The following is a 15,044-nucleotide window of genomic DNA, read 5'->3' as shown; positions in this document are numbered from 1 at the left end:
TCCGCCCGCGTCAGTAGATCCTGAACCAGGCTTCGACCGGTCCCTTCAGCAGCGGAACCTGGAAGCCGATCTCGAAAACGATGAAGAAGAAGAGCGAGACGCCCAAGCCCGCGGGTAGCGCGATCCACCATTTGTAGCGCCCCTGGAGGAGCATGGTCGCGGCGATATAGAGCGCCGTTCCGACATAGAGCCCGAGCCAGGCAGAGACGGCAGCGAAGGCTACGAGCGGCAACAGGAAGGAGGCGACCACCTTGGCGCGCCCACTATCCAGGAACACCTCCCCCGTGCCACGGTGTTTGACGAACGCTTGCCCGATATTGACGAGGCTGCCGAAGACTATGAGAAGGCCGATATAGAAGGGGAAATAGCCCGCATCCGGCCCCATGTCCGTCCAGCCGGCGCCGATGTCGAGGGAGCCGTAACAGACGGCGACGCCGAAGGCGCCGGTCAGCGCGGCAACGCCAAGCTCGACTACAAAGCGGGAGACCCCATTCGCACTGTTCTCACTCATGATCGTGACCTTTCGGGAGCGGAAGATCGGCACTTGAAGCAGAGGAAGGAGACGTGGAGCGCGTTCCGTTCGCATCCCTCGCTCGCGCTTCAAGCGCCCGCTTGTCGCCGGCTCAGTTGGCGAGCCAGCCTTCGCGCTTCAGCACTTCGCTGACCGCAGCGCCGTCCATCTCGATCGCCGCCTTGAAATCATCGCCGCTGAGATAGGCAGGAGACTGCGAGGTATCCGCCAGATACTTCGCCCATTCCGGCGTCTCGGAGACCTTGCGCAGGACGTCTGCATAGAACTGGACGACATCCGGTTCGACGCCGGCCGGCAGCCAGACGGTGCGCGGCATGGAATAGTTGTCGATCGGGATGCCCGCTTCCTTGCAGGTCGGGATGTCGCTCCAGCCCTTGTCGCCGACGACCTTCGCCTCGCTCGTAAGCTTCACGCTCTTGAAGACGCAGAGCGGCTTGACCATGCCGGCCTGCCATTGACCGGCATTCTCGCTCGGATTGTTGACGTTGGCGTCGATATGCTCGCCGGCGAGCTGAACGGCCGCCTCGCCGCCGCTCTTGAACGGGATGTAATTGATCTTGGCGCCGGTGGCGTCGTTGACCATCGAGGTCAGGATCTGGTCGACGTCCTTCGATTGACTGCCGCCGATCTTCAAACCTCCCTCCTTCGCCTTGGCGACGAAATCGGCAGCGGTCGCGTAGTCCGCCTTGCCGTTGACCCAGAGCACGAATTCGTCGGAAGCAAGCGCTGCGATCGGCGTCAGGTCCTCGGCCTTATAGGGGACCTTGGCGCGAACCGGCAGCAGATAGGCATTGTTGGTGCCGAAGGCGAGCTTGTGGGCGTCGCCCTTATAGCCCGCCGTGTAGACGAAGCCCTCGGCGCCGCCGGCACTGCCCTTGTTGGTGACGACGACGGGCGCCTTCATCAGCTCATACTTGGCGATGATCGCCTGGATCGTGCGGGCGAAAATGTCGGTGCCGCCGCCCGGACCGGCGGTGACGACGAATTCGACCGGACGGTTCGGCTCGAAGGCTGCGGCCGGTGCGGCAAGGCCGAAAGCGGCCACCATGATGCAGGCGATTGAGACGGATTTCTTCATATCTGGTCCTCCCGTTGAGCTGGATCCGGCGCAAGACCTCCCCCGACGCCGGTATTCTTGGAAAGCGTGCGAATTCAGGCAGCGGCTGAAAGCGCCCTCTTTTTCTTCGCCATGCGGGCCGCGAGCAGGATCGCCTCGCGGCTGGCGCCGACGTCGGCGATACCCTTGCCGGCGATGTCGTAAGCCGTGCCGTGCGCGGGCGTGCAGAGCGGGAACGGCAGGCCGCCCATCATCGTCACCCCCTTGTCGAAGCCCATGAGCTTCATCGCGATCTGGCCCTGGTCGTGATACATGGTGAGCACCGCGTTGAAGCCTTCCCTCAGCGCCCGCACGAACACCGTGTCGGCCGGGAACGGCCCTTCGACGTTGAAGCCGAGTGCCTTGGCCTGTTCGACGGCCGGCTCGATGATGTCGATCTCCTCCGTGCCGAAGCTGCCGCCGTCGCCGGCATGCGGATTGAGCCCCGCAACCGCGATCCTGGCTTCCTCATGGCCGGCTTCCTTGAGGCAGGCTCGCGTTAGTTCGAGCTCGGCGAGGAGCGATTCAACGGAGAGGCTCGAAGCCACATCCTTCAACGGGATGTGCGAGGTCACCCGCGCGTTCCACACCTTCTCGAGCACATTGAACTCGCGAACCTTGCCGGTGAAGGAGAGCACGTCGGCGACGAAGCGGATCTCGTCGTCATAGCCCGGATAGGCAAAGCGCATCGCCTTCTTGTTGAAGGGGGTGAAGCAGACGGCATCCGCCTTGCCGGCATGGGCGAGCTTGAGTGCCGTGCGGAAGTTGCGGGTCGCGAAGGCTCCGCCAGCAAGCGTCGCCTCGCCGCGCACCACATCGGCCGGGTCGAGATGGCCGAGATCGACGAAGACATGGCGCGACGTCCCGGCCTTGTCGAGCGCTTCGAGGGATGCGCGCTCCAGATCGAGCATTACGCCGGCAACCTTCGCGCCCTCGTCGAGAATGCGGCGGTCGCCGATGGCGATGATGTGCGCGGCCTCCCGAATATCGGCGAGCGAGAGCAGCCGCGCCGTCAGCTCAGGGCTGATCCCCGCGGGATCGCCGATGGCGAGCGCTATGACAGGACGCTGTTCCTTCGTTCCGGCCGCACCATTGGTCATATTGAGATGTCCTCCGCTTCATGCTGCCTCCGTCATACGTTATTCAAAATTCTGCATCAAGTCTTTTGTATTCTGTATGCAGCATTTTCTGTTGACGCAGTCGTAGCCTGCCTCCATGCTTGAATGAGATAGCGCTGATTCAATCGCGCGGAGTAAGAGAAAGAGGGCCGCGTGGCGGTCACGAGCGCAGAACGAGAAAAATGAACGAAATCACATCATTGGAACGGCGGGAGGGCGGCCCGGGACCGATCCGGCGCACGGCGTTGCACGACACGCTGGTGAGCCACCTGCGCGACATGATCATCGAAGGCGACCTGCCGCCCGGAACCCGCCTGCATGAAGGACAGCTCGGCGAGCAGCTCGGCGTGTCGCGCACGCCGCTGCGCGAGGCAATCAAATATCTGGCAAGCGAAGGTCTGGTGGAACTCGTGCCAAGCCGCGGCGCCGTCGTGAAGCGCTTCAGCGCCAAGGACGTCAGGGACATGCTGACCGTGCTGCAGTCACTCGAAGAGCTCGCCGGCCGGCTCGCCTGCGAAGCTGCGAGCGATGCCGGAATTGCGGAAGTGCGGGCGCTGCACGATGAGATGGTGCGCCGCTACAAGGCGGGCGACCGGCTGCAATATTACAAGCTCAACCAGCAGATCCACACGGCGATCGCCCAGCTTTCCGGCAACGCCGCACTCGCCGACATGCATGCCATGCTGCAGACGCGGCTCAAGCGCATCCGCTTCATCGGCCATGAGGGCCCGGAAAAATGGGCCGCGGCCGTCGCCGAGCACGAGGAGATGATCGCGGCGCTCGAAGCGCGGGACAAGGAGAGGCTATCGGAAGTGCTGGGGCGGCATTTGATGAATGCCTGGGAACGGGTGCGCGACGCGGTGTAGGATCGCAGTCGGTATACTTCTCCAGCAAAGGAACTGAGAGCCCCGCGTGGCGGGGCTCGCTTGATCTGTCAGAACTGCGAGTAAGCTTTTGCGACGGTCTTGGCACTCCCCGCGCTCGTCTGCTTCTGCAAAGCAAGAAGTGCATCGCGTAGTGCGGGATTTTCCGCGAGGGTCTTGGACAGTAATTGCTGAGCCAACCCGCCAACCAGCGGATTGTTTGACAGATTGTTCAGCGCCGTCTTGGAAACCAGATTGCTGGACAAACTCTTCGTCGACAGAGCGACTAGATCCGGCTTAACTGCAATTCGCGCTATCGATCCGGTTATTTTTCCGATGTTTTTGATTCCAAACATAATTCTTCCTCGTAAACAGTCTACTCCTGCCGTCGGATGATCAACCGCGATGCAACCACGGCATGCACAACCATTACAAGAGAAGATGTTTCTAATTTCGCTTTATCGGAATTAGAATTTTATGCGAGTTGCTATGTCGCCGGCGCTGCCGCCAAGAGCATCACGTAAGAAAGTACCGTCACCAAAAGGCCGCGGAATGCAAGGATGACGAATCGGTATTTGCTGCAGGCGATCGACGAGAGCACGTCGGCATTATCTATGTACTGGCGAAACAGATAGGACGAATCATCCCGGCCTGCCGCCTCGAGGAATTCGTCACGATGGGCGCGCCACGCGCCCCAGAAGAGCGTTGTGGACGTAGCACCTTTCCTCGGCAGAACCACGAGGATTGCGCAGAGCAGTGAGAATATTGAGGCCATCGCCATGATGGCCGAAAGTATCATTGGCAGCATGCTTCCTTCCATATAGCGCTGCCAAGTAAATACCCCCCGCCCCTCTTCAGACGAGACCAGGAAGGCAAACATGAAGGTGAAGATGTAGGCTGCCTTCTGGTCGGACATCTTTATCTGATCAGAAAAGACCTCATTGATCTTCTGGACATGGTCGAAATAAGCGCTCGACGCGACTTCCCGCGCGCGTTCTTCACTTGAAGTTTCGAGCTTGTACAAGCTTCCCGCTGAATCCATGCGCCGCCCCTCCTGCTTGTCTCCTCTTATTACACTGGAGCGGCAACGATATATGCCCAAAACTGGGCGCTTGACTTTTTACCCGTGAAAATCCACTGGATTCGGGCGTAACGAGGGGCAAATAGCGCGAATGTGGCGAAGTAATACGGGGGCATTGCTGATTGCAATGGCGGTTCTTGCGCCGTGGCCGGCGCTTGGCGAGCCAGTGCCGCGACATCAGCCGGCAGCAGGGTCCGTCATCGCCCGCAAGTCTGGCGAGGAGGTGCGATTCGTCGACGTCTCCAACTGGCGCTTTGTTGACCTTGCCCAGGATCTGCTTCCAGGCGACGTCCTGCGCACCAACGCCACCGGTGCGCTCGCCGTTCTCTTCCGAGACCACACGCAGATCCGGCTTGGGCGCAACACGGCGCTTCGCGTGAAGCAGATCGGCGGAGGCGACACGAACCTCGAACTGCAATCGGGCACGATCTGGGCCCGCGCCGCGCGCGGCGGCGAGGGCCTGGTCATCGACACGCCGGCCGCCGCCGCCGCCATCCGCGGCACCGACTGGACGATGACTGTCGGCGGCGACGGCAAGACCTCGCTCACCGTCCTTGAAGGCGTCGTCGAGCTCAAAAACGCCTATGGCAGCGTCACGGTGAGGCAGGGCGAGGGTGCGGTGGCCGCAATCGGCAGCGCGCCCACCAAGATCATCATTGTCACGCCGAAGGACCGGGAGCAGATGCTCTTCCACCTGCCGCTGCGTGACGCCTTCAATTTGATGCCGCCGACTCCGCTCAAGGCCCGCGACATGCGCCGTGAGCGCGCGCGGATTGAGGCACAACCGGAAGCCTCGCGCTCTGCGGAAGACTGGCTGACGCTTGCGGAAATCTATCTTCCGCTCGAGGGACGGCAGAGGGCGCAAGGGGCGCTTGAACGGGCCCGGCGGTTGGGCCTTAATCGATCACAAGACGCGCGCGCATACCTCATTGAAGCGCTTATCGCCGGTTCCGAGAATCGCTACAGCGATGCCGCGCGGCTCTTCGCCGAGGCAGTGCCGCGGCTCGACGCCAAGCGCCGCTCGGTCGCCGCCTATGGCGGCTATTTTGCCCGTGCGCTGGCCGATCCGAACCTTGTCGAAGACCCCCCATCTCAGACAACCGGAGCATATGGAGCCTTTGCCGAGGCTTGGACGGCAGGCTTCCGCACCGACATCCGTGCGGCGATTGAAACAATCAAGAAAGCCGAGCGGCAATATCCTGACGACCCGTTCCTTCCGGCCATCCGCGCACAGGCTGCCATGCTGCTCGATGACCGGGATGAGACGCGCAGCGGCATCGAAAGGGCGCTGGCGATCGACCCCGATGATGCAACGGCACTCGAGTCTCGGGCCAAGTATCGTTTGCTCATCGAAAATGATCAGGAAGGTGCGCTAGCCGACCTTGAGCGTGCCGTAAGCATCGCGCCGGGCGACGCATCCCTCTGGAACTGGATCGCCTTGGTACAAAGCAACCGTGGTAATGATCGTGGCGCCGAGAGGGCCCTCAGGAAAGCAATCGAGCTCGATCCCGCAGACCCACTCTACCACGCCAACCTAGCCTACCAGTATATGGACGAATTGCGGTTCGCCGAAGCGAAACGCGAGATTGACGCCGCGCTCGCCGCCGATCCCGCTTTCGATCTCATCCTCCTGGCGCGCGGCCGTTATCACCTGCAGAACGGCGAAGTAGACAAAGCGGTGGAAGACCTGCTCGCCGCCTCGACGGCCAATCCGGCCTATTCCAATGCGCAACTCCTGCTCGCTGCCGCGCTCTATGAAAAAGGTGATCGCATCCCGGCGGCTCAGGCAATCGACAATGCCGACAGGCTCGACCCGAACGATCCGGTCATAGCAACCGCGAGAACCGCTGTTGCGATCGATGCCTATGACGCCGATGCGGCAATCCGCAACGCCCAGGAAGCGATGCGCCGCACCCGTGCCAAGGGCGGCGACACGGCGGCGCTCGGCGCCAACCAGGAGCAAGGCTCGACGCTCAACGACGCCTTCCGCCTGCAGGGCCTGGACGCCTGGGGGCAATATTACGGCGATGCCGTGTTCGACCCCTTCACCGGAGCGAGCTATGTCGACCAGGCGGTGCGCGGCAGCGTCAACCCCTTCTTCAACAGTTACGATTTCGCCACGAACACTATCACGAACGCGATCAATCCCGGCAGTTTCTCCGCTCTTATCCAAGGGCTTCTGATCGAACCGCACATGCTCGCGAGCCGCGAGCGAACCGTCAATTTGCTGCACGCGCCTTTCTTTGAAACGGAGCTCGGCGGCGGGTTCATCGCCAACGAAGATCACACCGGGTGGGTGGGAGAAGCGGCGGTTCGTGGATTTACGGTGTCTCCGTTCCCGATCAGCGTCTACGGCACGTTCCAATGGGAAGAGCCGAGGGACACGGTGGAATCGGGAGGCTTGCGCCTGGAACGCGAGCTGCGGATTGTCGGCGGCAACGGGTACATCACGGCCAGCCCGACGCCCGACGACCATGTCGTAGCCTTCGCGAACTACGCGGACGCCGACGAGCTTCAGCAACTTCTGCCTGTCCCCGGGGACGTCGACGTCGGGGACGAATCTTCCGCAATAATTTCCGGCCTCGCCTGGAGCCATACATTTGGCTACCGGAATGTCGGCAACGCCGCTCTGTTTTTCAAAGAGCGCCGGAGCGGTGATAGCCTGAGAGCGCTGGATGCCACAGGCATCGGAACGATTACGGATCTGGAGACAAAAGAACGAACCTACATTGCCGCCTTGAGCCACATGTATGGGGATGGAGACCTGACATGGCGTTATGGCGTGGAAGGCGGAAAGGTCCGATCGGACAGCAGGACAGAAGCCAGTGTGTTCATTCCGGCACCTCTACCACTCCCGCCTGTATTCGACTCGTCAACGCAGGCTGTGGCAAAGGCCTATGTCGACGGCCTGTACGAGATTACCCCTGACCTCAAGATCGAAGGCGCGCTGTTCGCCCGCTATATCGAGGACGTCAGAGACAACGATATCCGCCTCGAACCGAAGCTCGGTGTCGCGTGGGCGCCGGTCGAGGGTCATTGGCTGCGTGCCGCCGTCCAGCGCGAAGGCTACAATTTCGGTGCGGCCACCCTCGCCCCGGTCGGCATAGTTGGGCTGCAGCCCAATCAGTTCCTGATCGGCACGGATGGCTATGCAGACACACTGGCGCTACGCTGGGACGCCGAATGGAACGACTGGTTCTTCACCGCCGTGGACTATCAGCATCAGGAAATCCGCAACGGAGCGATTGCGCTTCCGCTTACCAGTCCCTTCGTGGCGGCGAGAACGGAGTTCGACTTCGACAAGGGCAGGGTCGACCGGGTGGCATTCACCGGTAATATGGCACTCGGTCATGGGTTTGGTCTGTCGGCGACCATGGCACACACAGAGAGCGACAACCTCTCGACAGGCGCCGGCGGCGATCTCCCGTTCTTGCCTGAATATTCCGGCCAGGTGGCGTTGACCTGGGTCAGCACCGCAAATGTCAAAACGACGGTTGCCGCAAACTATGTGGGCGATCGCTCGGAAGGCTCTATAGAGCACGACGACTTCTGGACGCTCGACGCCGCGCTGCAATGGGAGCCATTCGACAAGCGGATGGAGGTCGAACTCGCTGGCTTCAACCTGCTTGACGAGGAGTTCGAGGTCCGAAGCGGCCTTCCCGGCTGGGGGCCCACCGTCAAGGGCACGGTCAAAGTGCGGTTCTGATGAACGGCCCGCATCCGCCGCTCTCCCGTCAGAGCCTTGCCGCGGTAGTCCGTCGAATCCGCTCTTTTCCGCGGCGAGTGAAGCTTGCGGCCCTGACGGCCGTCGTCGCCGTTTTCGTTTCGCTTGTATCGCTGACCGGCTCCTGGTCGCTCGCCGACCTGCGCGCCTATGACTATCTCTCGATCGTGGGCCGCCCGGAGCTCCCGGAGGACGGCCCCATCATCGTCGCCATCGACGAACCGTCGATGGCCGAAATCGGCAGCCAGTGGCCATGGCCGCGCGCGCTCCACGCACGCCTCATTGAAGCGCTCAGAACGGCTGGTGCGCGGGCGATCGGCTTCGACGTCATCTTCGCCGAGCCGGCGGGCGACCCGATGAACGACGCGGCACTCGCCGCAGCAAGCGGGCCGGATATCGTCTTGGCTGGCGACCAGACGGTGATCGAGACGCCGCAGGCGCAACAATTCGTCCGCACGGAGCCGTTGCCCGCCTTCACCGCCAAGGGCGCGGCGGTCGGCATCGCGTCTGTCGATCTAAGCGAAGACGGCACCTTGCGGCAGGTCCCCTCCCTTGCCGACGGTTTTGCCGTGACGCTCGCGAGAATCGCCGGTGCGAACCCTGCCACACCGCCGCGCAATTCCTTGCTGCAGACCTTCGGCCCGGCGCGCACCTATCCGACGGTCTCCTACTACCAGGCGCTCGATCCCGAGAACTTCCTGCCGGACGGCACCTTCCGCGACCGTGTCGTGATCGTGGGCTTGAGCCTGCAGAACGCTCCCTCGATCGACGCAGGCGGAGTGGATGCGTTCGCCACCTCCGACACCGTCTATTCGCGCGGCCTCGTCGCCGGTGCCGAGATCCAAGCGACCATTTACGACAATGTCGTGCACGGGCTATTCATCAGGAGAGCAGGGCCCGCCGCCGTCATACCGGCCATAATCCTCGCTGCCTTCGCGGCGGCTTTTGCCGTTCTCAGATCCACGAGCTGGAGGACGCTCGGCTACGGCGCCCTCGCCCTCGCCCTCATCCTTCTTGCCAGCTATGGCCTGATGCGCCTCGGCCTTCTCTTCGTCTCGCCGCTCGGCCCGGCGCTTGCTTTCTTGGGCGTCGCGGTCGGACAGGCGGGCCTCGACTATGCCGAGGAGCGACGGCAACGCCGCGAGATCACGCGTGCCTTCTCGCAATATCTCTCCCCGGCACTGGTCGAGCGGCTGGCGCAGGACCCCTCGCAGCTGAAGCTCGGCGGCGAGCGGCGAACGCTGACGATCCTCTTCTGCGATATTCGCGGCTTCACGACGATCGCGGAAGACATGAAGGACGACCCTGAGGGCCTGACGACGCTGGTCAACCGGCTGCTGACGCCGCTGTCGGAGGCGGTTTTGAACGAGGGCGGCACGATCGATAAATATATTGGCGACTGCCTGATGGCCTTCTGGAACGCGCCCCTCGACGATCCCGACCATGCCATTCACGCCGTCGGGGCGGCGCGCGCCATGCTGACGGAGCTCGTCCGCCTCAACCAGGAACTGGCAGCGGAAGCCAAGGCGGCAGGCCGCCCGCCGAAGTCGTTGCGTATCGGCATCGGCATCAACACCGGCGAATGCATCGTCGGCAACATGGGCTCGGCCCGCCGCTTCGACTATTCGGCGCTCGGCGATGCGGTCAACCTCGCCTCCCGGTTGGAGGGTGCATCGAAGGACTACGGCGTCCCGCTGCTTCTCGGCGAACGGACGGCAGCGCTTGCCGCCGCAAAATTTCCGATCGCCGAGCTCGACCGGATCACCGTCAAGGGCCGGAGCACGGTCTCGCCCGTCTTCACCGTTGCCGAGGGGGCCTCGGAGGCCGCGCTCGCCCGGCACCGCGCCTATATCGAGGCGAAATATCATGGCGCCATCACTGTCGACGACGGCCTCTTCGATGAGCTTAAAAAGGAACTGGCAACACTCGAGCACTACTACGAACGCGACCGCGAACGGCTGACGGCTGACTGAGGGATCGAGACAAGAAGTGAGGCGTCTTTCATCTGGCCTGCATCCGGCGTCGGCGCCCCTCTATCGCGATCAGTCGCGGGAGGCTTTCTTCTGCAGCAGTCTCGCCTTGTGGTGCGGGCAGTATTTCCCATTTGTCTTGGCTGCGCAGAAAAGGTAAGGGCCGCCGCTGTTGATGGGCCAGATGCACTCGCCCGGCAGGAGATCCTCCAAGCGCTTGGCGAACGGCAGCCGCTTGGCGTCGTACTGCGTTGCCGGGGTGAACTCTCTTTCCAACTCGTTCATGGGCGACGACTTGCGCGCTGCTCCTACTCAGTACCGTTCTGCCCGGCCGCGAATATTCTGTCGCTGCCATCGCGGTCTCAGCCGGGAAGCAGCGTCATGATCATTATTGCCGACACCACAGCGAGTGCCGCGATGAGGGCAATAAGTTCGATCATCAAGTAGCGTTGCATATCGCGACGCACGGTGACGTCCTCCAAGTCATTGCGAGGATGAAAGAAAACGTTTCATCGCTGCAAATGTTCATCCCGGGCGGTTCGCATTGCAAAGCGGGCCGAGTCGACCCACTCGATTCCGCACTGCGGGACGCACCGTTTCGCCCTCGGCGCCGGCATGGACCGGCTCCTTACCTGAGGGCAGATCGGCCGCTTCCCACACGGAACAAAGCGCGGCCAATGGTGTTGGGCCGGATCGAGAATGTCAAACCAAACCCGCCATGCACCTGCCCACCGCAACCTACCGGCTACAGTTCCGAAACGGGATGGACTTCGAAAGAGCGATCGAATTGATCCCGCATCTCATCGAGCTCGGCATATCCCATCTCTACGCCTCTCCGATCTTCACGGCGGTGCGTGGCTCGACGCATGGCTACGATGTCACCGACTGCAACGAAATCGACCCGGTCCTGGGGGGGCGGGAGGGCTACCAGAGTCTGGTGCGCGCGCTGAAGGCCCGGGGCCTCGGGATCATCCTCGACATCGTTCCGAACCATATGGCGGCCCACCTCGAGAACGACTGGTGGCACAGCGTCGTCGAGTGGGGCCGCTCCAGCGAATTTGCTCATCATTTCGACATCGACTGGCGAGAACCCCTCACCCTGCCCTTCCTCGGCCGGCCGTTCGAGGAAGAGGTCGCCGCCGGCAATGTGTTCCTCGCATTCGACCGCAACCGCAATTGCCTCGCGCTCAACTGCTGCCACGCGTTCTATCCGCTCGCTCCGGCTTCCTATTCGGCAATTCTCAAAGAACCTCATCCCGCTCTCGAGCGGATTGCCGCCATTGCCGGCGCGGTCGACTCCAAGGGCGCCGAACGTCTCCACTCCGAGATCGCCGCGGCCATCGCGACACCCTCGGTCTTGTCCGAGCTCGACGACTATCTGCGGCGGCTCTCCGCCGACAGGCAGCACCTCTGCAGGCTGCACGAGATGCAGCCCTGGCGGCTCAAGGACTCGAGGACCGCGCGGGACCATCTCAGCTACCGACGGTTCTTCGAGATCACCGGCCTCGTCGGCATGCGCGTCGAAGACCCCGCCGTCTTCGCCGATACCCACCGGCTTCTGCTCGACCTCGTCAAGGAGGGCCTGGTCGACGGATTGCGGATCGACCACATCGATGGTCTTGCAGATCCTGAAGCCTATCTCCGCCGTCTGCGGCACGAGACCGGCAACCGGACCTATATCGTCGCCGAGAAGATAGTGCAGCCGAATGAAGCGCTGCCGGATTGGCCTGTCGACGGAACCACAGGCTACGAGTTCATTTCGGCCCTGGCGGAGCTGCTGACCGAGGAGGCACCCTCGTCCGGGCTTTGGAACGAGGCGCAGCGATGCGCCGCGGAAAAAGCGGTCGCCGAATGCAAATTGCTGGTGCTCGGCCATAACCTCAACGCGGAAGTGGGGCGGCTCGCCGAACTTGCCTCTCGCCTCGGGAGGAAAGAGGATCGCCACCGCATGGCCGAGGCCATTCGCCATCTCATCGCGGCGCTGCCTGTCTATCGAACCTATGTGAGCGACCGTGGTGCAGGCCCGCACGATAGTCGTATCCTCGAAGAGATCGCAGCGAAAGCATCGGCTGCCGCGCCTGCTGTCAGCACCGAGATAGCGCTCGTGACCGCCGCGCTGAATTCGAAGCCCGGTTTGGCGGACCGGCAACTGCAGTCCGAGTTCCGCACACGTTTCCAGCAATTGAGCGGCGTCGCCATGGCCAAAGGGGTCGAGGATACATTCTTCTATCGAAGAGGCGACTATCTCGCGGCAAACGAAGTCGGTGCAGATCCGTGCTGGCGACCGGGCGGCATCGACCGCTTCCATGAGATGATGCGGCATCGTGCGGAAGAAATGCCGAACGGCCTGTCAGCGACGTCAACGCATGATACCAAGCGCGGCGAGGATGCTCGCGCCCGGCTCTACGTCATCAGCGAGGCACCGGACATCTGGGCGGCCGCGGTCGCACGCTGGCACGAGATGAACGCGGAGCGAATCCGCCGGCTCCCGGGCGGCGATGCGCCGGAGACGTCCGTCGAACAATTCCTCTACCAGAGCCTCCTCGGCACCTGGCCCGTCGAGCCGCTTCGTAGCGAGGAGGAACTGTCTTCCCTGCGTGAGCGCATGGTGGGTTTTGCCGTGAAGGCACTCCGGGAGGCAAAACTGAGGACGAGCTGGAATGATCCGGACGAGCGATATGAAGCGGCGGTCACGGTGTTTCTCGGCGATCTCCTCGTTGGGCGGAACAACGTATTTCTCGACGACTTCGAGCGGGCGGTCCGTCCCTTCGTCCGGGCGGGCCTCGTCAACAGCCTGTCGCAAACGCTGGTGAAGCTGACCGCGCCCGGCATTCCGGACATCTATCAGGGCAGCGAGCGTCTCGATCTTTCCTTGGTCGACCCCGACAACCGGCGCGGATTTTCCCCAGGCTCCGTGCCTCTCCAATTGCCGAAAGCGCCGTTGACCGGCGACTTCGAGGTCTGCAAGCAGGCGCTGATCGGGATATGCCTGACCTATCGAAGGGAACGGGGCGCGGACCTTTTTGCGAGGGGCGAGTATCGGCCCTGGTCCGTGGAAGGCCCCGGCTCCCGCCACGCAGCCGCTTTCATGCGCCGCAGCAAGGACGCGTGTTCGGTCACGGTGGCTCCGCGGCTCGTGTTTGGGCAGACGGATGGCGACAGACTCTCCGTCCGACCCGAACTTTGGCGGAATACATTTCTGGTATGGCCCGAGAACTGCGATCTCAAGCCGCTGCGAAATCTCGTGACGGACGAAATCATCGAGTCTCGCCCCCTCGTCGCCGTTGCGGACATCCTTCGCGACTTCCCCGTCGCCTTTCTCGTCGAGGCGTGACCTCGGGTCCTCCGCCGACGTCAAACCAGCCCGAGCCGCCGGACGTTGCCGGCAAGCTCGCCCGCAAGCCTCAATGCCGCTGCCGTCGCGCCGACCATCTGCGGCAGGATCAGCCATTCCAGCGTCCAGGCGGAGCCCGAGCGTTCCTGCTCATGAACGAGCGCCTGGTGGATTGCGGAAATCTGCGTGGCGTTGAACCGAGCGAGCGTGACGAGCACCTCCGCCGCCACGGGATTTTGCTTGTGCGGCATAGCCGAGGAGGAGCCGCCGCCGGCAAGAACGATCTCCTCGCCCACCTGCGCCATCAAAGCCACGTCCTGGCCGAATTTGCCGAGACTCCCGGTGATCAATGACAGCAGATGGGCGAAATCGGCTATGGCGGAGCGTTGGCTGTGCCATTGCGGCCAATCGATAAGCGCCAGTTCCTCCGCCAACGTTTCGCGCACGGCGTCCGCCTTGTCGCCGAGCTTGTCCAGCGTACCGGCCGCCCCGCCGAACTGCACCGCGAAAAGATCGGCGTCCATGGCGTCGAGCCGGTCCTGGTGGTCGAGCAAGGGCTCGATCCAGCTACGCAGACGATCGCCAACGGTGATCGGGATTGCCGCCTGCATGCGCGTATGTCCGGTAAGCGGCCGCTCGCCCCATTGCCGGTCGCAGTCCTCGAGCGCCGCGACCAGCGCCCCAAGGCGACCGGAGAACAGCTCGGCGATCGCCTTCAGCCGCAGCATGAGGCTGGTGTCAACGACATCCTGGCTGGTAGCACCGAAATGCACATACTCCGCCGCTTCCTCGCCGGCGGCGGCGCGCAATTGCCGGACGAGCTCCGGCACGACGACACCGTCGGCCGCGGTGGCGCGGCGCAAGGCCGCGACATCAGGGGAAAAGGCACGGCAAGCCGCAGTGATACGGTCGGCCGCCGCGTCCGGAATGACGCCATGACGCGCTTCGGCGCGCGCAAGCGCGGCTTCGAAAGCGAGCATGGTGCGGATATCGGCGGCGACGGAGAACTCCGCCGCCACCGCCTCGTCGCCGAGAAGGCCGGAAAGATAGGGGTGATCAAAGGCCGAATAGGTCATGCCGCATCTCCAGCGTCTCGCTTCCCTAGGATCGGGAAACTCTCACAAGCACGCGGCAACGCGGGGATCGGCTGCCGAACGAACAGATGTCCAGGAAGACCGTTTTCTTCTCGCCCTGGAGATGAATGTCGAAAACATAATTAGGCGGCTCGCCGCCCGGGACAAGCACCTCGACGCGGTGACATGCGCGCGGTCGACGTGATTGTCGCCGAGAACGGCACGGCGCGCCGCCATGCCCTGGCGGTAGCGG

General features: G+C 62.9%; 11 protein-coding genes and 2 pseudogenes. 4 read left to right on the top strand and 9 right to left on the bottom strand.

Annotated elements, in window-relative coordinates:
* Nucleotides 1-10 precede the first annotated feature (10 nt).
* The 3 genes from AYK65_RS25000 to AYK65_RS24990 form a co-directional block, all read right to left on the bottom strand.
* A complete protein-coding gene (locus tag AYK65_RS25000; RefSeq protein ID WP_046117760.1) occupies nucleotides 11-511 on the bottom strand; it encodes a tripartite tricarboxylate transporter TctB family protein in 501 nt (166 codons plus the stop codon).
* Between the two features lie 112 nt (nucleotides 512-623).
* A complete protein-coding gene (locus tag AYK65_RS24995) occupies nucleotides 624-1,610 on the bottom strand; it encodes a tripartite tricarboxylate transporter substrate binding protein (RefSeq protein ID WP_081161697.1) in 987 nt (328 codons plus the stop codon).
* A gap of 74 nt (nucleotides 1,611-1,684) precedes the next feature.
* Complete coding sequence (locus AYK65_RS24990) at nucleotides 1,685-2,728, bottom strand: 4-hydroxythreonine-4-phosphate dehydrogenase PdxA (RefSeq protein ID WP_046117269.1); 1,044 nt, start codon at nucleotides 2,726-2,728, stop codon at nucleotides 1,685-1,687.
* 200 nt (nucleotides 2,729-2,928) lie between these two features.
* Between AYK65_RS24990 and AYK65_RS24985 the strand changes: the two genes are divergently transcribed.
* A complete protein-coding gene (locus AYK65_RS24985; RefSeq protein ID WP_046117270.1) occupies nucleotides 2,929-3,612 on the top strand; it encodes a GntR family transcriptional regulator in 684 nt (227 codons plus the stop codon).
* 68 nt (nucleotides 3,613-3,680) lie between these two features.
* Here AYK65_RS24985 and AYK65_RS24980 read toward each other — a convergent pair whose 3' ends face one another.
* Both AYK65_RS24980 and AYK65_RS24975 read right to left on the bottom strand, forming a co-directional pair.
* Nucleotides 3,681-3,965: a hypothetical protein gene (locus tag AYK65_RS24980; RefSeq protein ID WP_046117271.1), complete on the bottom strand. Its 285-nt coding sequence runs from the start codon at nucleotides 3,963-3,965 to the stop codon at nucleotides 3,681-3,683.
* 131 nt (nucleotides 3,966-4,096) lie between these two features.
* On the bottom strand, nucleotides 4,097-4,651 hold the full coding sequence (locus AYK65_RS24975) for a Pycsar system effector family protein (protein WP_081161694.1): 555 nt from the start codon (nucleotides 4,649-4,651) through the stop codon (nucleotides 4,097-4,099).
* Nucleotides 4,652-4,781: 130 nt separating this feature from the next.
* Here AYK65_RS24975 and AYK65_RS24970 point away from each other — a divergent pair, with 130 nt between their 5' ends.
* Nucleotides 4,782-8,396: a FecR domain-containing protein gene (locus tag AYK65_RS24970; protein WP_081161692.1), complete on the top strand. Its 3,615-nt coding sequence runs from the start codon at nucleotides 4,782-4,784 to the stop codon at nucleotides 8,394-8,396.
* Nucleotides 8,396-10,387 (top strand): CHASE2 domain-containing protein, encoded by a 1,992-nt coding sequence (locus AYK65_RS24965; protein ID WP_081161689.1) that lies wholly within the window; start codon nucleotides 8,396-8,398, stop codon nucleotides 10,385-10,387. The genes AYK65_RS24970 and AYK65_RS24965 overlap by 1 nt, the downstream gene beginning before the upstream one ends.
* Before the next feature lie 69 nt (nucleotides 10,388-10,456).
* On the opposite strand, the gene AYK65_RS24960 is transcribed toward AYK65_RS24965, so the two are convergent.
* On the bottom strand, nucleotides 10,457-10,669 hold the full coding sequence (locus AYK65_RS24960; protein WP_046117275.1) for a hypothetical protein: 213 nt from the start codon (nucleotides 10,667-10,669) through the stop codon (nucleotides 10,457-10,459).
* 433 nt (nucleotides 10,670-11,102) lie between these two features.
* Here AYK65_RS24960 and AYK65_RS24955 point away from each other — a divergent pair, with 433 nt between their 5' ends.
* Entirely contained in the window at nucleotides 11,103-13,718 is a 2,616-nt protein-coding gene (locus AYK65_RS24955) for a malto-oligosyltrehalose synthase (protein WP_081161686.1), read from the top strand.
* Between the two features lie 20 nt (nucleotides 13,719-13,738).
* Here AYK65_RS24955 and AYK65_RS24950 read toward each other — a convergent pair whose 3' ends face one another.
* From AYK65_RS24950 to AYK65_RS33345, 3 genes and pseudogenes are all read right to left on the bottom strand, one after another.
* Nucleotides 13,739-14,794: a 3-carboxy-cis,cis-muconate cycloisomerase gene (locus AYK65_RS24950; protein WP_046117277.1), complete on the bottom strand. Its 1,056-nt coding sequence runs from the start codon at nucleotides 14,792-14,794 to the stop codon at nucleotides 13,739-13,741.
* Between the two features lie 85 nt (nucleotides 14,795-14,879).
* Nucleotides 14,880-14,975: pseudogene (locus AYK65_RS33760) on the bottom strand (protocatechuate 3,4-dioxygenase subunit alpha); the annotation flags it as partial.
* Nucleotides 14,966-15,044 (bottom strand): annotated as a pseudogene (locus AYK65_RS33345) (4-carboxymuconolactone decarboxylase); the annotation flags it as partial. The pseudogenes AYK65_RS33760 and AYK65_RS33345, both read right to left, overlap by 10 nt.

The sequence above is a fragment of the Ensifer aridi genome (genome assembly GCF_002078505.1).
GTDB classification, from domain to species: Bacteria; Pseudomonadota; Alphaproteobacteria; order Rhizobiales; family Rhizobiaceae; genus Sinorhizobium; species Sinorhizobium aridi.
Note: the sequence above shows the minus strand (reverse complement) of the source record. Positions and strands in the feature narration are given on the sequence as shown.